The 17,971-nt window shown below is 69.0% G+C and carries 18 protein-coding genes; 16 read left to right on the top strand and 2 right to left on the bottom strand.

From position 1 onward, the window contains the following. Window positions 1-87: 87 nt before the first annotated feature. Entirely contained in the window at window positions 88-501 is a 414-nt protein-coding gene (locus tag M673_RS22365; RefSeq protein WP_061978933.1) for a MucR family transcriptional regulator, read from the bottom strand. Between the two features lie 460 nt (window positions 502-961). On the opposite strand from M673_RS22365, the gene M673_RS22360 reads away from it, so the two are divergent. The 7 genes from M673_RS22360 to M673_RS22325 all read left to right on the top strand — a co-directional run bounded on the left by M673_RS22360 (window position 962) and on the right by M673_RS22325 (window position 8,932). Beyond that, window positions 962-2,914: a putative bifunctional diguanylate cyclase/phosphodiesterase gene (locus M673_RS22360; protein ID WP_187301361.1), complete on the top strand. Its 1,953-nt coding sequence runs from the start codon at window positions 962-964 to the stop codon at window positions 2,912-2,914. A gap of 337 nt (window positions 2,915-3,251) precedes the next feature. After that, complete coding sequence (locus tag M673_RS22350) at window positions 3,252-3,455, top strand: hypothetical protein (protein ID WP_061978930.1); 204 nt, start codon at window positions 3,252-3,254, stop codon at window positions 3,453-3,455. Window positions 3,456-3,489: 34 nt separating this feature from the next. Then, entirely contained in the window at window positions 3,490-5,028 is a 1,539-nt protein-coding gene (locus M673_RS22345; RefSeq protein ID WP_061978929.1) for an ABC transporter substrate-binding protein, read from the top strand. Continuing rightward, window positions 5,025-5,963 carry an ABC transporter permease gene (locus M673_RS22340; RefSeq protein WP_061978928.1) on the top strand — a complete coding sequence of 313 codons (939 nt, stop codon included), beginning with the start codon at window positions 5,025-5,027 and terminating at the stop codon, window positions 5,961-5,963. Before M673_RS22345 ends, M673_RS22340 begins: the two co-directional genes overlap by 4 nt. Continuing rightward, window positions 5,960-6,778: an ABC transporter permease gene (locus tag M673_RS22335; RefSeq protein ID WP_061978927.1), complete on the top strand. Its 819-nt coding sequence runs from the start codon at window positions 5,960-5,962 to the stop codon at window positions 6,776-6,778. The genes M673_RS22340 and M673_RS22335 overlap by 4 nt, the downstream gene beginning before the upstream one ends. Then, window positions 6,775-8,202: an ABC transporter ATP-binding protein gene (locus M673_RS22330; protein ID WP_061978926.1), complete on the top strand. Its 1,428-nt coding sequence runs from the start codon at window positions 6,775-6,777 to the stop codon at window positions 8,200-8,202. Before M673_RS22335 ends, M673_RS22330 begins: the two co-directional genes overlap by 4 nt. Before the next feature lie 214 nt (window positions 8,203-8,416). Further along, window positions 8,417-8,932, top strand: coding sequence for a MarR family winged helix-turn-helix transcriptional regulator (locus M673_RS22325; protein ID WP_082640037.1), 516 nt, complete (start codon window positions 8,417-8,419; stop codon window positions 8,930-8,932). A 5-nt stretch (window positions 8,933-8,937) separates the two neighbouring features. Here the strand turns inward: M673_RS22325 and M673_RS22320 are convergent, their stop codons facing one another. Further along, on the bottom strand, window positions 8,938-9,843 hold the full coding sequence (locus tag M673_RS22320) for a LysR family transcriptional regulator (protein ID WP_061978925.1): 906 nt from the start codon (window positions 9,841-9,843) through the stop codon (window positions 8,938-8,940). A gap of 119 nt (window positions 9,844-9,962) precedes the next feature. Between M673_RS22320 and M673_RS22315 the strand changes: the two genes are divergently transcribed. The 9 genes from M673_RS22315 (at window position 9,963) to M673_RS22275 (ending at window position 17,854) form a co-directional block, all read left to right on the top strand. Further along, window positions 9,963-10,685, top strand: coding sequence for a LamB/YcsF family protein (locus M673_RS22315; protein ID WP_061978924.1), 723 nt, complete (start codon window positions 9,963-9,965; stop codon window positions 10,683-10,685). Between the two features lie 41 nt (window positions 10,686-10,726). After that, window positions 10,727-10,960: an acetyl-CoA carboxylase gene (locus M673_RS22310; protein ID WP_061978923.1), complete on the top strand. Its 234-nt coding sequence runs from the start codon at window positions 10,727-10,729 to the stop codon at window positions 10,958-10,960. After that, window positions 10,960-12,324 (top strand): acetyl-CoA carboxylase biotin carboxylase subunit, encoded by a 1,365-nt coding sequence (locus M673_RS22305; protein WP_061978922.1) that lies wholly within the window; start codon window positions 10,960-10,962, stop codon window positions 12,322-12,324. The genes M673_RS22310 and M673_RS22305 overlap by 1 nt, the downstream gene beginning before the upstream one ends. Window positions 12,325-12,335: 11 nt before the next feature. Further along, the gene (locus M673_RS22300) at window positions 12,336-13,211 is read left to right on the top strand and encodes a 5-oxoprolinase subunit B family protein (protein WP_061978921.1); all 876 of its coding nucleotides are present in this window, start codon (window positions 12,336-12,338) and stop codon (window positions 13,209-13,211) included. Then, entirely contained in the window at window positions 13,201-14,172 is a 972-nt protein-coding gene (locus tag M673_RS22295; RefSeq protein WP_061978920.1) for a biotin-dependent carboxyltransferase family protein, read from the top strand. The genes M673_RS22300 and M673_RS22295 overlap by 11 nt, the downstream gene beginning before the upstream one ends. A 190-nt stretch (window positions 14,173-14,362) precedes the next feature. Next, the gene (locus M673_RS22290; RefSeq protein WP_061978919.1) at window positions 14,363-15,121 is read left to right on the top strand and encodes an ABC transporter ATP-binding protein; all 759 of its coding nucleotides are present in this window, start codon (window positions 14,363-14,365) and stop codon (window positions 15,119-15,121) included. Next, entirely contained in the window at window positions 15,118-15,852 is a 735-nt protein-coding gene (locus M673_RS22285; protein ID WP_061978918.1) for an ABC transporter ATP-binding protein, read from the top strand. Before M673_RS22290 ends, M673_RS22285 begins: the two co-directional genes overlap by 4 nt. Before the next feature lie 2 nt (window positions 15,853-15,854). Further along, entirely contained in the window at window positions 15,855-16,760 is a 906-nt protein-coding gene (locus tag M673_RS22280) for a branched-chain amino acid ABC transporter permease (RefSeq protein WP_082640036.1), read from the top strand. A gap of 5 nt (window positions 16,761-16,765) precedes the next feature. Further along, window positions 16,766-17,854 (top strand): branched-chain amino acid ABC transporter permease, encoded by a 1,089-nt coding sequence (locus M673_RS22275; RefSeq protein WP_061978916.1) that lies wholly within the window; start codon window positions 16,766-16,768, stop codon window positions 17,852-17,854. Window positions 17,855-17,971: the final 117 nt, after the last annotated feature.

Here is a 17,971-nt window from a genome sequence, read left to right as displayed (position 1 = left end):
GGTCAGGCCGGGCTTCGGGCAACGGGGCGCGACAGGCGCCCCGGGCCTTGGAAAAGGGAAACCCGGCGGCCCGGGTTTCCCGCCGTCTCAGACCTCGGCCTTGCGGCCCAGACCGATCGACTTGGCAAGTTCCGAGCGCTTGGCGGCGTAGTTCGCCGCGACCATGGGATAGTCGCTGGGCAGGCCCCACTTGGCGCGATATTCCTCCGGCGTCAGACCGAACTTCGTCTGCAGGTGGCGGCGCAGAGACTTGAAGGCCTTGCCGTCCTCCAGGCAGATGATGTGGTCGGGCGTCACCGACTTGCGGATCGGCACCGCCGGCACGAGCGGCTGCTCGGCCGGGGCCGCTTCGGCCGGGGCGGCGTCGACGCCCTTCAGGGACTGGTACACCGCGCCGATGAGCTTCACGAGCTCGTCGCGCGGCACGTGGTTGCCGCTGACATAGGCGGAGACGATCTCGGCGGTCTGCTCGAGCACCTCGTCCTGTTCGTTCCGTGCCATGAAGCATCCTCCTGTTATGCGCGGCCAATGAGGAGCGATCTACAGGCCCGCCAAGCAAATGGAAACATCACAGGTTCGCAAAGATCGATTTTCCCGAAGCTCTAACCCAATGCAGTGCGGGATTCGACCATCGCGGCCGCAGCCCGGCTCAGGGCGTATCCGCCCTTCCACCGTCCCGATACTCGCGGAATGGAACGCTCGATTGGGGCGATGCCAGGTCAATACAAGCGACGGTCCTCATGGTCGGCGACGGGCGGCGTTCCCATGTCGCGGCGGTCTCGTGGCGCTCTGGCGACTCCGGTTCACATGCTTCAACTATGCGCATGACCCGAGGTTTTGCTGATACGTAAGCAACGCATAGAGCCATCGAGAATAATCTCAAAATCAAAAGACAGTCGAGAAAGTTCGTTAGAAACTCCTCGTCATAGGGTCGTTACGGAAACAGATGCGGCAGGCTGGCATGACGACACAGGACGACTTCCAGGCCTACTCCTTCGAACAGGCGCGCTTCGCCTCGATCGCCAAGGGCTGGAAGGCGCTTTACGTCGCCCTGTGCGCGGTTCTGGCCGCGGTCTCGATCGTCCACATCCCGCTCGCGCCCTGGTGGGCTTGGGGCCTGTTTCCGATCTTTCTCGTTCCGAAAGCCGCGCTCTGGCTGCTCATGTGGCGGGGGCGAACCGATCCCGTTCCTTCCACGGCGGAATGCGCGCGGGCGCTGCGCATCTTGAGCATCGAGGTCGTCTTCTGCGTCGGCGCTTTCGTGACGTGGCAGGTCTGGCTGTCCCTCTGGGGAACGCCCACCTCCATCGTGGTTCTCGTCCTGTGCATGGGCGGGGAACTCGTCTTCATCCTGTTCGGGCTGTTCCATCTGCGCGTCGCCTCGATCGTGGCCGCGATCATGTGTGTGGCGGGCCTGATCCTCACCGGCGTGCTGGCCGACTCGATCCTGGGCGCGGGCACCTATATGGGCGGCTTCGTCATTCTGACGGTGGGCGGCCTGTCGGGCCTCGCCTATATCGCCCATCAGCATTACGTGGATTTCCGACAACTGGTGCTCTCGCGGCATTCGCTCGCGCAGAAAAGCGAGCGGATTCAGGCCCTCCAAGAAGAAACCCTGCGGATCGCCAACACCGACATGCTGACCGAGATCGGCAATCGGCGCAGCTGTTTCCATCAGCTTGAGAAGGCCCTGGCGGAGGCGCGCCGAACGGGGCGCGGCCTGTCCTTCGGCATCATCGATCTCGACGGGTTCAAGGGCGTCAACGACACTCACGGCCACCTGGTGGGCGATCGGCTTCTGACCGCGATGGCCGAGCGGCTGCGGCAGAACATGGCCGCGCATGGCGAAGTGTTTCGCCTCGGGGGCGACGAATTCGCCTTCATCGTCTTCGACACGGACGACGACGACGTTCTGCGCTCGATCGGCGACGAGGTCATCACCTCGGTGAGCCAGCCGCTGCAGATCGGGGGCTTGAACATCGTGCTGGGATGTTCGGTCGGCTTCGCGAGCTTCCCCAAGACGGCGGAAAGCGAGACCGAGCTCTACGACCGGGCCGACTATGTCCTCTACGAGGCCAAGCGCGGCGGGCGGGGCATGACCGTGGTCTTCGAGGAAAGGCATCGCCGCATCGTGGAGGCCTCGGCCGTCGTGGAGCGCGCGCTGCGCGCGGGTCGTCTGGAGGAGGAACTCCATGTCGAGTTCCAGCCGGTGCTCGACCCGTTCCTGCGTCGCACCCTGTTCTGGGAAGCCCTGCCGCGCTGGACGAGCGAGACGCTGGGACCGGTGGAGCCGAGCCGTTTCCTGCTCGTGGCCGAGCAGACCGGCCTCGTCACTCGCCTAACGCCGATTCTTCTCCAAAAGGCGCTCGCGGCGGCGCGCACTTGGCCGAGCGACATCGGCCTCTCCTTCAGCCTGTCGCGGCACGATGTCGTGGCTCTGGAGCGGGTCCTGATCCTCACCTCGATTCTCGCCCGCAGCGGCGTTTCGCCCGGCCGCGTCACCTTCGAGATCGCGGAGAGCGATCTTCTGAAGGACACCGAGCGGGCCGCGAGCCATCTTCAGCATCTCCAGGCGACCGGCGCGCATGTCGCGCTGAAGCAGGTCGGCGTCGCCCAGTTGAGCGTCCACCTTTTCAAATCCTTCGGCGTCACCGCGATCAAGCTGGACCCGAGCCTCGCGCGCGATCTCGCCCATTCCGCTGCCAACGCCCCCATCATCCGCTCCATCGCGGCGCTCGCGAGCGAACTCTCCATCCGCTGCATCGTGGACGGGCTGGAAACGCGCGAGCAGTTCGACAGGCTGCGAAGCGCGAAGCCGGTTCTCGTCCAGGGCGATCTCTACGCCGCGCCCATGAGCGCGGACCGGGTTCATGAATTCCTCGAAGGCGAACGGCGCGAGGTCGCGGCGGGGTAGGCGGGTCTCGCCCGAGCCCTTGTCAGGCCGACCCGTCCGGCGTCTTCGCTTCCTCCCGCAGCCAGGCAACGAAGGCGTCGGCCACGGGGCGAAGGGCGACAGGCTGTTTCATCGGTTCGTTCAATGGTGCCGCCGCGGCCGCATCGCCCGCGCGCCCCGGCCGCTCGCCCGCGATCTCGGCGTCGAGCCGTCGCCGGAGGTCGCGGCCTGGCGCAGGCTGGATCGCCGGTGAGACGGAGAGTTCGGGGCGAGGGCAGGGGAGGGCACCCATTCGTCTGGTTGCCATTGTAATAAAATAACATTACAGGTCGATCCGTCCTGAGACGGAGCCCTTCGCATGAATCGCCCGCCCGCCCCTTTTCGCGCCCGCCTTGCCGGCGCAAACCTCGTCGATCCGATCGAACGCGCCGCCTTCGAACATGGCACCCGGCGCGGGTCCACGCGGCGGCGCTGGGCGGCCTCCGTCATCGATCTTCAGCCAAGTGCCCAGCCGGCCCGGCGGTTCCACCTGCCGATCGGCCGCTCGCCCTACGCCGGCTGATCGCTCCTTTCCCGTCACGTTTTCGAGAGACACCATGCCCCCTCGCACCCTCGTCGGCGCGCTGCGTCCGCTCGCGCTCGCCGTCTCGCTCCTCGCGCCCTGGCCGGCTTTGGCCGCGCCCGGCGGCAGCTTCGACATCGTCGCCCCGTTCGAGATCGGCGGCCCCGATCCTTCGCTTTCGGGCTTCCTGTTCCAGCGCATGCAGGTCGGGGAAACGCTGCTGGACGTGGACCGCGAGGGGCGCCCGCAGCCGGGCCTGGCCACGAGCTGGAGCGTTTCGGCGGACGGGCTGGTCTGGACCCTGCCGATCCGCGAGGGCGTGCGCTTCCACGACGGAACGGCTCTCACCGCCGAGAACGCGGCCGCCGCCTTGCGCTTCGCGCGCGCCAAGCCCGGCGTTCTGGAGCGCGCGCGGATCGAGAGCGTGGCGGCGGAGGGCAATTCGGTGGTGATCCGCCTCGCGGAGCCCTTCGCGCCGCTCGCCGCGCTGCTCGCCCACGCCTCGACCATCATCCTCGCGCCCGCCTCCTACGGGCCGGACGGCACGGCGACGAAGGTCTTGGGCACCGGCCCCTATCGCCTGACGCGGCTCGAAGCGCCGCAGCGCATGGCGGTTGAGGCCTTCGACGCCTATTGGGGCGGCAAGCCGGCGATCCGTCAGGCGACCTATCTCGCGGCGGGCCGGGGCGAAACGCGCACGCTGATGGCGGAAAGCGGCGACGCGGACCTCGCCTTCCAGCTCGACCCGCCCTCCATCGCGCGCCTGAAAGCCAATGGCGCGGTGGAGGTGATGAAGGTGCCGCTGCCGCGCGTCATGCAGATCAAGCTCAATGCGGGCCTGCCGCCCTTCGACACGGCGGAAGGGCGCCTCGCGCTCAGCGAATCCATCCAGCGCGCCGGGCTGGCGAGCGCGCTCCTGCGCGCGCCTGGCACCGGGGCGACGCAGCTCTTTCCGCCAAGCGTCGAGGCCTGGCACGATCCCGACCTCGCCCCGCTCGCCACCGACCCCGAGCGCGCCAGGGCACGGTTCGAAGCGCTCGGCTGGGCGCCGGGCGCGGACGGCATCCTGGCGAAGGACGGCAAGCCGCTGCGCCTCAAGCTTCTCACCTATGCCGACCGGCCGGAACTGCCGCTGATCGCGACAGCCCTTCAGGACCAGTTCCGCCAGGTCGGGCTCGACGTCGAAGTGTCGGTGACGAACTCCTCCTCCATCCCCGCCGGTCATCAGGACGGAACGCTGCAACTGGCGCTGGCCGCGCGCAACTATTCTCTGGTGCCCGATCCCTTCGTCACGCTGCTCGGCGATTTTCGCGACGGCGGCTCGGACTGGGGCTCGATGAACTGGAACGACCCGGCCTTCCACGCCGCCACGAAGGCGCTGCTCGCCAGCACCGACCCGGCCGAGCAGACGCGCCTGCGCCGCGAGATCGCCGCCATCCTGCAGCGCGACCTGCCGGTGGTCCCGGTGGTCTGGTACGAGCAGACCGCCGCCGTGACCAAGGCCGTGGAAGGTGCGGCGATCGACCCGTTCGAGCGCTCCTTCGGCCTGTCCAAGATGGCGTGGAAGCCATGATCGCGCGCCTCGGCCAAAGGCTTCTCCAGGCCCTGTTCGTGGCGCTCGCCGTCGGCGCCTTGACCTTCGCCCTCATGCGCCTCCTGCCCGGCGACATGGCCTATCGCATCGCCGCCGGGCGCTATGGCTACGACTTCGTCTCGGCCGAGAACGCCGCCGCGGTGCGCGCCGAACTCGGGCTCGAAGGCCCCGTCTGGTCCGCCTTCGCGCGCTGGCTGTGGGACATCGCGACGCTCGATCTCGGCCGCTCGCTGGTCTCAGGCGAGCCGGTCCTTGCCGAGATCGGCCATCAGCTCGGCGCCTCGCTCACCCTGGCGCTCGCCGCCGTCGCCCTGTCGCTCCTGCTCGGGCCGCCGCTCGGCATGATGGCGGGGCGAAGGGCGGGGGGCGCGCTGGACCGCGCGCTGCTCGTCTCGGCCGTGGTGCTGCGCGCGCTGCCGCCCTTCGTGCTGGGCCTGATCCTGGTTCTCGTCTTCGCCCTGTCGCTCGGCTGGTTTCCCGCCGCCGGCCATGCCGGCTGGGCCAACCTGGTTCTGCCCGCCGCGACGCTCGCGCTGGGGCTTGCGGCCGTGTCCTCGCGCGTCGCGCGCGATGCGACGGCCGAGATCGTCTCGGCGCCCTTCTACGCCTTCGCCCGGCTGAAGGGCCTGCCGGAGGCGCAGCTCTTTCCGCGCCATGGGCTGCGCAACGTGTCCGTTCCGGTGGTGACCTATCTCGGCGTGCAGCTGGTTATGCTGATCGAGGGCGTCGTCGTTGTGGAAACGCTCTTCGCCTGGCCCGGCATCGGCCATGCGCTGGTTCACGCCATCGTCCAGCGCGACGTGCCGATGGTGCAGGGCACGGCGCTCGCCATGGGCCTGATCTTCGTGTGTCTGAACGCCTTGGTCGATCTCGCCAACGCCCGGCTCGACCCGCGCGCGAGGGCCGCCGCATGAGCCTGTCCGACACGCTCCCCCTCCAGCCGCCCCCGGCGCGCCGCCTGCCGCATCTGGGTACGGCGCTGCTTCTCGGCCTTGGTCTCTTCGCCGCCCTGGCGCCGATCCTCGCCACGGTCGATCCGGCGCGGCAGGACTACGGCGCCATTCTCGCCGCCCCCAGCGCCGCCCATCCGCTCGGCACCGATCATCTCGGCCGCGACATGCTCGCCCGGCTGGGCTCGGCGCTGCGCCTGTCGCTGGGGCTGGCGCTTCTCAGCGTGGTGACGGCGGCGATCCCCGGCACGCTTCTCGGCATCCTGGCCGCCTGGCGCGGCGGCTGGACCGACCGGGGCCTTTCGACGCTCGCCGACATGGTTCTGGCGCTGCCCGGCCTGCTTCTGGTTCTGCTCGTCAGCGCCGTCGTGCCGGGCTCGTTTCTCGCCATCTACGGCTCGATCTCGCTGGTGCTCTGGATCGAATATTTCCGCATCACGCGGGCCTCCGCGCGCGCCATTCTCGCCTCGCCGGCGGTGGAGGCCTCGCGCCTTCTCGGCTTCCGGCCGGCCTATATCGTCTGGCGCCATCTCTGGCCGGAGCTGGCCCCGGTGCTGCTCACGGTCGGCGCCTTCGGCGCGGCGACGGCGATCATGGCGGTCGCCGCGCTCGGCTTCGTCTCGGTCGGCCTGCGGCCGCCCACGGCCGAGCTCGGGCTGATGATGACGGAGCTTCTGCCCTATTACGCCGAGGCGCCCTTCGTGCTGGTGCAGCCGATCCTCGCCGTGTTCCTGCTCGTTCTCGCCCTCAACCTCGTTGCAGGATACCGCCCGAGATGATCCCCTTTCTGCAAGCCGACGCGGTCACGGTCCAGGCCGGGTCGCAGCGCATCGTCCTGCCGACGAGCTTCACGCTCGAACCGGGGCGCCCCTTCACGATCGTCGGCGAAACCGGCTCGGGCAAAAGCCTCCTGGCGCAGGCCCTGGTCGGCAACCTGCCGGACGGGCTCTCGGCCGGGGGCCGGGTGCGGATCGGCGATCTCGCGGAGGACGCCAGCGCCGGGGCGCGCCGCGCGCTCTGGGGGCGCGGCATCACCGTGCTGCCGCAGGAGCCCTGGCTCAGCCTCGATCCCACCATGCGCGCCCTGCCGCAGGTGGCCGAAACGCACCGTTTCGTCGCCGGGCGCGAGGATGCCGAGGCCTACGGCGCGGCGGGGCGCGACCTCGCCGATCTCGGGCTTGGCGATGCGCTGGCCCGCTATCCCTTCCAGCTTTCGGGCGGCATGGCGCAGCGCCTCGCCTTCGCGGCGGCCCGGGCCGGCGGCGCGCCGATCGTGGTCGCCGACGAGCCGACCAAGGGGCTGGATGCCGCGCGCGTCGGCGATGTCGTGGCGCTTCTGCAAAAGGGGCTGGAGGCCGGGGGCGCGCTCCTCACCATCACCCACGATCTGGAGGTGGCGCGGCGCCTCGGCGGCCACGTCGCCATCATGCTGCGCGGCGAGATCGTGGAACAGGGACCGGCCGAGGCGGTGCTCGCTGCCCCGAGCCATGCCTATACCCGGACGCTGCTGGCGGCCGAGCCGCGCAACTGGCCCCGACGCCCCCGCGCGTCGGCGGCGGGTGCAAGTTCGGAGCCCGTGCTGACCTTCGAAAGCGTCGCGGCCTCGCGCGGCGGGCTGCGTCTCTTCTCCGGGCAGAGCTTCCGGCTGCAACCCGGCGAAATCCTCGGGCTGACCGGTCCCAGCGGCTGCGGCAAGTCCACGCTGGGCGACGTCGCGCTCGGGCTCCTGCGCCCCGATGCGGGCCGCGTCGCGCGCCGCTCCGGCCTCGCCCCGGCGGCGTTCCAGAAACTCTATCAGGACCCCGTCGCCGCCTTTCCGCCGCGCCGGACGCTGCGCCGCACGCTGGCCGACCTCGTAGCCCTCCATCGGCTGGACGCCGGGCGCCTGCCCGCCCTCATGGAGCGGCTGCGCCTTCACCCCGCGCTCCTCGACCGCCGCCCGGGGCAGGTCTCGGGCGGCGAACTCCAGCGCTTCTCGCTCCTTCGCGTCCTCCTCCTGAAGCCGGCCCTTGTGGTGGCGGACGAGCCGAGCTCGCGGCTCGACCTCGTGACGCAGAAGGAGATGATCGAACTGCTGGTGGAGGCCGCGACGGAAGACGGCTGCGCGATCCTTCTCGTCAGCCATGACGAGGCGCTGGTGGCGGCGGTCAGCGACCAGCGCATTCGGCTGGAGTTGGAGGGCGCCGGAAGCCTCGCCGCCTGAGGCGCCTCGCCCGCAGGCACGCTTGTCCGCGAGCACAGCGGCGTGATCGCAAACGCCCCGCTTTCACCAGCGCAATGCTTTCAAACGCGCCCGGCTTTCGCTAGAGACCGGGGCGGCTGGTCCCAGCCCCGTCGCGATCCCTAGCGCTTCGGGGGGAGGGGACACCCGGTGAGGAGTCCGGTATCCTCGAACAGCATCGGCCAAGAGGCGGAACGTGGCGGCAGACCAGCAGGACCCAGCGTCCGCAACCCATTCGGATGGCGATCTCGGGTTCCTCCTGATGGAGACCGCGCGCGTCTTCCGCCAGTCGATCGAGCGGGCGGTGATCGACAACCCGTTCGGCCTGACGCCCAGCGCCATCCGGGCGCTCGGCTGCGTCATCCGCTTCCAAGGCGACGGGCTGAACGTCATCGCCAAGCGCATGGACATCGAGCCCATGTCGCTCCACAACCAGATCGACCGGCTGGAGCAATGCGGCCTCGTGGAGCGCCGGGACTGCTCCAGCGACCGGCGCAAGAAGCCGATCTTCCCCACGCAGAAGGCGATCGAGGTCATGGCCGGCCTCGACCCGGCCTTCGACCAGCTTTACCGGACGATGACGCGCGACGTGCCGCGAGAGAGCATGGAGCAGCTGACCGCGATCCTGGTCAAGATGCGCGCCAACCTCACGGCCGACCCCGGCATCACCGCGCCCTTCACGCTCCTGCCCAAGGAACCGGCGGCCACCTGACCGCCTCACCCGCCGCCGCCCATGGTGACCGACATGAAGGCGCGAAACGCGGCGGCCGGTGGCGGAATGGCGCGGGCGCGCGCCCAGGCGAGGCCGACATCCATGCTGGGGATCGGCTCGACCAGCGAGCGCACCTCGATCCGCTGGCCTTCCAGCGACCAGGGCCTGTAGACCATGTCGGACAGGATCGTGACCCCCATGCCCGAGGCCACCAGCGAGCGGACCGCCTCGACGGAGGCGGTGGTCAGGACCGGGCGCGGCGACAGGCCGGCGGCGTCCCAATACCTGACGGCGGTGGTCTTGGCCTCGTCCACGGTGAGCATCACGTAGTCCTCGGCCGCAACGTCGGCGAGGGTGATGGCGGGCCGCGTCAGAAGGCGATGGTCGGCCGGCAGCCAGAGGCGGCGGCGCGAACGCACCAGCGTCTCGCAGTCGATCTCGGTGCTGCGCGCCAGGTTGGAGACCAGCATCACCGCCATGTCCACCTCGCCCTCCACGACGCCGGCCTCCAGCGCGTCGCGCGGCAGTTCCGCCACCTCCACCTCGATTTGCGGGTAGAGCTTGCGGAAGCGGGCGTAGTAGCGGGACATGAAATAGCCCACCACCGTATAGGTCATCCCGAGGCGTAGGACGCCCGCATGGCCTTCGCGGTCGCGCAAGGGGCTCTGAAGCGCGGCGGCGACGGCGCCGGTAATGGCCCGTGCCCGTTCCAGAAAGCGCGTGCCCTCGATCGTCAGCCGGACACCCGAATGCGTGCGCTCGAACAGCTTCACGCCGAGTTCGATTTCGAGGGACTTGATGGCCGCCGTCACGGCGGACTGCGAGATGTTGAGGTCCACCGCCGCATGGCTGACCTGACCACTGTCCGCGGTGGCGATGAAGTAGTCGAGCTGGCGCAGTGTGATGGTCACGAGAGGCCTTATCGTTTTTTTCGATATCCTTTTCAAAAAATGACTATTTCACAAAGCCCCCGAGTTGCGCAAAAAAAATGCAACGCCAAAATTTTGGCAGTTGCGAAGTGGGGGAGGCGATGGGGGTCACACTCAACTGCGACATGGGCGAGGGTTTCGGCCTTTACGTCATCGGCGACGATGTCGGCATGATGCCGCTGATCGACGTCGCCAACGTCGCCTGCGGCTTCCACGCTTCGGACCCGGATCACATGCGCAAGACCGTGCGCCGGGCTAGGGAAAGCGGCGTCAAGGTCGGCGCCCATCCCTCGCTTCCCGACCTGGCAGGCTTCGGGCGGCGCGAGATGAAGCTCAGCCGGGAGGAGGTCGCCAATCTCGTCATCTACCAAGTCGGCGCGCTGAAGGGCTTCCTCGACGCCGAGGGCATGGTCCTGAACCACATCAAGCCGCATGGCAGCCTCTACGGCATGGCCGCGCGGCAGGAAGAGGTCGCACACGGCATCTGCGATGCGGCGAGCGTCTTCGGCGTGCCGCTGTTCGGCATGACGGGCACGCTGCACGAAAGCGTCTATCAGGCGCGGGGCATTCCCTTCGTGCACGAATTCTATGCGGACCTCGACTACGCGCCCGGCGGCACCCTCGTCGTCACCCGCGAGCACGAGGCGAAGGACCCCGCCCTGATGGCGCGGTACTGCGTCAAAGCGCTGCAGGACGGCCTCGGCACCACCAGCGACGGCAGCACCTTCCCGGTGCGCGTGGAGACGATCTGCGTCCACTCCGACACGCCCAACGCGCTCGACATCGCCCGCGCCGTCCGCGAGGCGATCGCCCCCTGGCACTGAACTTGCAAGACTTCGCTCGACACCGTTCCCCGGAGTTCCCTATGCCCCAGATCCTTTCGCCGCTTCCCGGCACGTTCTACCGCAGCGCCTCGCCCGACAAGCCGCCCTACAAGGCGGACGGCGACGCGGTGGCGGTGGGCGACGTGATCGGTCTCGTCGAGGTCATGAAGTCCTTCCACGAGGTGCGCTCCGAGGTGGCGGGCAGCAACGTGCGCTTCACGGCCGACAACGAGGAGCCGGTCATGGCCGGCGCCCCGCTCGCGGATCTCGACTGATGATCGGCAAGCTCCTCGTCGCCAACCGCGGGGAGATCGCGGTGCGCATCATCCGGGCCGCGAAGGATCTCGGCATCGCGACCGTCGCCGTCCATTCCGTCGCGGACGCCGAAGCCCTTCATGTCCAGCTCGCGGACGAGGCCGTCGCCATCGGCCCGCCGGCGCCCAAGAAGTCCTACCTGAGCATTCCGGCGCTCCTGAAGGCGGCCGGCGACACCGGTTGCGACAGCGTCCATCCCGGCTACGGGTTCCTGGCCGAGAACGCCGATTTCTCCGATGCGGTGACGGCGGCCGGTCTCGTCTTCGTCGGCCCGTCCGGCGACGCGATCCGACTGATGGGCGACAAGGTTTCGGCGCGCGAAGCGGCGGCGAAGGCGGGCGTGCCGGTGGTGCCGGGCTCCAAGGGCCGGGTCGAGGGCATCGAGGCCGCGCGCGAGGTTCTGGCCGAAACGGGCTTTCCCGTGATGATCAAGGCGGCGGCGGGCGGCGGCGGGCGCGGCATCCGCATCGCCAATAACCAGGCCGAGTTCGATCAGGCCTTCCCCCAGGCCGAGGCGGAGGCGCTCGCCGCCTTCGGCGACGGCGGTCTCTACATGGAAAAGGTCATCGGCCGTGCCCGGCATATCGAGGTGCAGGTGCTGGCCGACGGCACCGACGCCATCCACTGTTTCGAGCGCGAATGCTCGCTGCAGCGCCGCCGACAGAAGGTTTGGGAGGAGGCGCCCTCGCGCGCCTTGTCGCCCGCCCTTCGCGAGGAGCTCTGCGCCTCCGCCGTGGCTCTGGCCAAGGCGGTCAACTATTCCGGCGCCGGAACGGTCGAGTATCTCTACGACGATGCGGCCGACCGCTTCTACTTCATCGAGATGAACACCCGCATCCAGGTGGAGCATCCCGTCACCGAGGCGATCACCGGCATCGATCTCGTGGCGGAGATGCTGCGCATCGCGGGCGGCGAGCCGCTGCGGCTGAAGCAGTCCGACGTCGCGGTCAAGGGCCACGCGATCGAGGTGCGTCTCAACGCCGAGGACCCCGCGCGCGACTTCGCGCCCTTTCCCGGCACCGTCGAGGACCTGCGCATTCCCGGCGGACCCGGCGTGCGCTTCGATTCCATGCTCTATCCCGGCTACCAGGTGCCGCCCTTCTACGATTCGCTTCTGGCCAAGCTGATCGTCCACGGCGAAACGCGCGAGGCCGCGATCGACCGGCTCGTGCGCGCGCTCAATGAGACGCGCATCGGCGGCCTGAAGACCACGAAACCGCTCTTTCTGGCGCTCGCGGCCGACCCGGCCGTGCGCGCGGGGGATGTCCACACCCGCTGGCTGGAAGGCTGGCTCACCGACAATGCGGCGGCCTTGAGCGCCTGACGGGAGGACCGATGTCCATACGTTTCAGCTTCGGCGGCGACGAACACATCTTCGGGGAAGTCTCCGAAGAGATGTCGCTCGCCTCCTTCTTCACCGGCCTGTCGATGACCAAGGCGGTGCGGGACGCCAGGATTCCCGGCGTCACCGAGATCTGCCCGGCGAACGCCAGCTTCCAGATCCGCTTCGATCCCGACCGGATCAGCCCCCAGGACCTCCTGAAGGAGCTTCAGTCCTTCGAGGCGGCGGCCTCGAAATCCGACGAGACGCTTCAAACGCGCATCATCGAACTGCCGGTCTATTTCGAGGACCCATGGACGCACGAGACCGGCCAGCGCTTCCGCGAGCGGCACCAGGACCCGTCCTCCACCGACCTCGAATATTCCGCCCGCATCAACGGCTATGCCAGCGTGAGGGAGTTCATCGAGGCCTATTCCGGCCAGCCCTGGTTCGTTTCCATGGTCGGCTTCGTCGCCGGTCTGCCCTGGCTCTACCAGATGGTGGAGCGCGCCCGGCAGATCGAGGCGCCGAAATATCTGCGCCCGCGCACCGACACGCCCAAGCTCACCATCGGCCACGGCGGCTGCTTCGCCGCGATCTACTCCGTGCGCGGAGCAGGCGGCTACCAGATGTATGGCGTGACGCCCGCGCCGATCTACGACCCGACGCGGCAGGTGAACTACCTCCAAGATGAGATGTGCCTCTTCAAGCCGGGCGACATCGTGAAGTTCAAGGCAATCGACCGCGACACCTACGACGCGACGCTCGAGGCGATCGAGGCCAACAGCTTCGCGCCCACGATCCGCCCCTGCACCTTCAACCTCGCCGAGTTCAACCGCGACATTCCCGGCACCAACGCCAAGCTGATGGAGCTTCTCGATGGCCGTTAACGTCATAAGCCCGGGCTTGGCCACCACCGTCCAGGACCTCGGCCGACCCGGCTACTACCATCTCGGCATTCCCGAGGGCGGCGGCATGGACCGTTTCGCCACCGTGATCGCCAATCTCCTCGTGGGCAACGACGCGAACGCGGCGCTGCTCGAGGCGACCTTCATGGGGCCCGAGCTGGAATTCACGAAGGACGCTTCCGTGGCGGTGACCGGCGGCGAACTGCCGCCCAAGCTGAACGGCGAGGAGCGCCCGACCTGGGAAAGCTTCCCCGTCAAAGCCGGCGACCGCCTGACCTTCGGTTTCCTGAAAGGCGGCGCGCGCGCCTATATCGCGATTTCCGGCGGCATCGACGTGCCGGTCGTTCTGGGATCGCGCACCACCTATGTGCTCGGCGCGCTGGGGGGCTTCGAAGGGCGCGCCATCAAGGCGGGCGACGTGCTGCCGGTGGGCGAGGGGCCGAACACGACCGGGCGCAGCCTTCCCGCGAACCTTCGGCGCGAGCGGCCGATCCCGGCCGAGCTGCGCATGCTGCCCGGCATCTACTGGCATCGGATCACGGACGCGGCGGGCGAGCGGTTCTTCGAGGACACCTGGAAGGTCGCGCCCGAGGCCGATCGCATCGGCTACCGCTTCAAGGGCGGCGCGCCGCTGGAATTCGTGCCGCGCGAGCAGCCTTTCGGCGCCGGGTCCGACCCGTCCAACATCGTGGATGCCTGCTATCCCTACGGCTCCGTGCAGGTGCCGAGCGGCACCGAGCCGATCGTGCTCCACCGCGATGCGGTCTCGGGCGGCGGCTACATGATGCTGGGCGTCGTGATCTCGGCCGACATGGACCTGATCGCCCAGCTCCAGCCGCACACGCCCGCCCGCTTTCAGCCGGTGACCATGGACCAGGCGCTCGCCGCCCGGGCCGACGCGAAGACGGCGCTCGGGCGCGCTCGGGACCACGTCGCGGGCTGAGGCCCGTTCGGCAAGCGCGCCGGTGGGGGCCGGCGTGGGGAGCTCCAGCATGGGGACGTCCGGCTTGATGGCCGGCCGTCCCGGCAGACCGGCCGCATGGGCCGGATCAGAGGGGCCTTGCGAGTTGCCGACGGTCCGGTCATCCGACCGGCCGTCGCGCCCTTCCGTCGAGACAGGAAAGGAAAGGCGCATGAAAAGTTTGAGCGCGGACTCCGTCTCCGTCGCCTTTGCCGGGCTGAAAGCCCTGTCGGCGGTCGATCTGCGGATCATGCCCGGGCTCATCACCGGCCTGATTGGGCCGAATGGCGCGGGCAAGACCACGCTGGTCAACGTCCTCACCGGCTTCCAGGCGCCGACGGGCGGCGCGGTGCATCTCGACGGCGCGAGCCTTGCCGGCCTCAAGCCGTTCCAGGTGCGCCGCCGCGGCATCGCGCGCACCTTTCAAGGCGGGCGCCTGTTTCGCGACCTCCCCGTGATCGACAATCTGGAGGTCACGGGCGTCGGGCTCGGCCTGTCGCGCCGGCAGGCGGTCGCCGAAGCCGAGGCCATGCTGCACTGGATGGGCATCGCGGATCTGGCCGATCGCGTCGCCGGCACGCTTCCCTATACCGACGAGCGGCGCGTCGCCATCGGCCGCGCGCTGATGGGAAGCCCGTCCTTCGTTCTTCTCGACGAGCCCGCCGCCGGCATGAGCGGGCCGGAAGCGACCGAGCTCTCGGCGCTGATCCGGCGCATCGCGGCCGATCTCGGCTGCGGCGTCCTCCTGATCGAGCACAATGTCGGGCTGGTGCTCGGCCTGTGCGAGCACATCGTGGTTCTGGATTCCGGCGCCGTGATCGAGGAAGGGCCGCCCGCTGCCATCCGGGCGAGCGAGAAGGTGCGCCACGCCTATATGGGCACGGCCGCCGACGCGCCGCTCCCGGTGGAAGCGCTGGAGGTGGCGCTATGAGCCTCCTCGAACTCTCCGGGGTCACGATCCGCTACGGTCGGCTGACGGCCGTGCGCGAGGTGTCCTTCGCGCTGGCGGAGGGCGAGATCCTCTTCGTCACCGGTCCGAACGGGGCCGGCAAGTCCTCGTTGATGCGCGCCATCGCCGGCGTCACCCGGCCGGCGGAAGGCACGATCCGCTTCATGGGTGCAGAGATCACCGCCGAGAAGCCGGAGTCCATCGCCAGGGCCGGCGTGTCCATGGTGCCGGAGGGCCGCGAGGTCTTCGGCTCGCTGACCATCGAGGAGAACCTCATGGTCGGCACCGGCATGCGCGCTCGGGAGCCCGGCGCCAAGGCGCGGGCGGCGGCCGAGCTGGAGGCCGTCTACGCCACGTTCCCGATCCTGAAGGAGCGCCGCTTTTCCCAGGCCGGTCTTCTGTCCGGCGGCCAGCAGCAGATGCTGGTGATCGGCCGCGCCCTGATGACGGGCCCGAGGCTGATCGCCATCGACGAGCCCTCGCTCGGGCTCGCCCCCAACATCACCGACCAGGTCTACGAGCGGCTCATCGCCCTGCAGCGGGAGCGGTCCCTGACGCTCCTGATCGTCGAGCAGAGTTCCACCCGCGCGGTGATGGTGGGCGGGCGGATGATCCTGATGCGCGGCGGGCGGGTGCTTCTCGACGGGGATGCGCGCGAGCTTGGCGACGGCGAAGCCATCAAGGCCGCCTATTTCGGCTACGAGGACCACTGAACATGCTGCAGGTCGTCTTCGACGCGCTCTCGCTCGGCTCCCTCTACGCGCTCGGCGCCCTCGGCATCGCGCTGATCTTCGGCGTCATGCGCCTCGTCAACTTCGCCCATGGCGACGTGATCGCCTTCTCGATCTTCGCGCTCCTCTGGCCCTCGACCGACGCGATGGCGATCGTCTTCGCCGGGCAGCTCCCCTGGTATCTCCTGGTGCCTTTCGTGCTCCTCGTCGGCGCCGGGCTTTCGGTCCTGTGCGAGATCGTGGTCTTCCGGCGCTTCCGGCACGCCAGCCCCGCCACGATGATGATCGCCTCCTTCGCGCTCGGCTTCGTGATCCGCTACTTCCTGCTCATGCTCTTCACGAGCCGGCCGAAGTCGATCTCGCTGCTGCCCGGCCTGTCGCAGCCGGTCGAGATCCTGGGTGCGCGCCTGCCGCTCCTCCAGCTGATCACGATCCTCGCGACGCTCGTCATTCTGGTCGCGCTGACCCTGTTCCTGCGCCGCACGCGCTTCGGTCTGGAAATGCGCGCGGCCGCCGAGAACTTCTCGATGGCGCGCATGCTGGGCGTGAAGGCCAACCGCGTGATCATGGGCGCCTTCGCCCTGTCGGGTGCGCTGGCGGCGGCGATCGGCCTGATCTTCGGCAGCCAGACCGGCACGGTGGACATCCAGATGGGCGCCTCGCTCATGCTGATGGCCTTCATCGCCACCGTGATCGGCGGTCTTGGGAGTCTGGCCGGCGCCGTGCTCGCCGGCTTCCTGCTCGGCGCCGCCTCCGTCGTCATGCAGGTCGCGCTGCCGCTCGACGCGCGCGCCTTCCGCGACGCCTTTGTCTACGCCGCCGTCATCCTCGTCCTCCTGTTCCGCCCGCAAGGCCTGATCGCCGCGCGCGGCACCAAGGAAAGGGTCTGATTCCGATGACCACGCCCTCCGCCTCGCTCGCCCTCGCCGCCGCCTCCCCCACCGGGGCGCGCAAGCCGGCCCGCTTCACGCTCGCCCGGCGCACGATCCTGACCCCCATCCTTCTGTCGCTGATCCTGATCGCGATCGCCGCCGTCACGGTGGCGACGGGGTCGCGCCCCTTCAACCAGACGGTGATCGACGTCTTCGTGCGCGTCATCTTCGTGGTCGGCCTCTACATCTTCATCGGCAATTCGGGCGTCCTGTCCTTCGGCCATGTCGGCTTCGCGTGCCTCGGCGGCTACATGGCGGCCTGGCTGACCATCAATCCGGTGATGAAGGCGAGCGCGCTGCCGGGCCTGCCTCATCTTATCCTGTCGGCGCGCCTTCCCTATTGGCAGGCGGCCGTTCTCGCCGCTGTGTTCGCGGGGCTGGCCGCGCTGGTCTTCGGGCGCGTCCTGATGCGGCTGTCGGGCATCGCCGCCTCGATCGCGACCTTCGCGGTGCTGGCGATGATCAACACGGTCTATGCCAACTGGGATTCGGTGACGGGCGGCACGTCCTCGGTGGTCGGCATCCCGATCGTGCGCACCCTCTGGCCCTATCTGATCGGCGCCGTCATCGCCGTCTTCATCGCCTGGGTCCACGCCATCTCGCGCGCCGGGCTGGCGCTTCGCGCCGCGCGCGACGAGCCGACGGCGGCGAGCGCATCGGGCATCGACATCCCGCGCGAGCGCCTCGTCGCCTTCACGATCTCGGGCGCGGTCATGGGGCTCGGCGGTGCGCTGATGGCCCATTCGGTCGGCGTCGTCACGCCCGATACGTTCTATCTCGGCCTCACCTTCATCACGCTCTCGATGCTCGTCGTCGGCGGCATGAACAGCCTGACCGGGGCCGTTCTCGGCACCGTGATCCTGTCCGCCCTGATCCAGATCCTGCGCTGGTTCGAGGCGGGCGTCTCGATCGGCGGCGCCCAGATCGCCCTGCCGAAGGGCCTCCAGGAAATCGCCCTCGGCGTCATCATGATCGTGATCCTCGCGCTTCGCCCGGCCGGCCTTTTCGGGCGAAGCGAGATCACGCTCTTTCGAAAGTCCCGCAACGCTTAGAGCCTGTTTGACAACCCGGTCGGGCAGGTCCGTCGGCGCTTTCCCGCCGTCACTTCGTTGCCGAGGGCGAGCCACGGGTCTCGCCCGTCCTTGTCGGACCCTCGCCGATGCGCCCTC

Origin of the sequence: Aureimonas sp. AU20 (assembly GCF_001442755.1) — a bacterium.
Classification (GTDB): Bacteria; Pseudomonadota; Alphaproteobacteria; order Rhizobiales; family Rhizobiaceae; genus Aureimonas.
The sequence above is the reverse complement of the archived record's forward strand: the minus strand, read 5'-3'. Positions and strand labels throughout refer to the sequence as shown.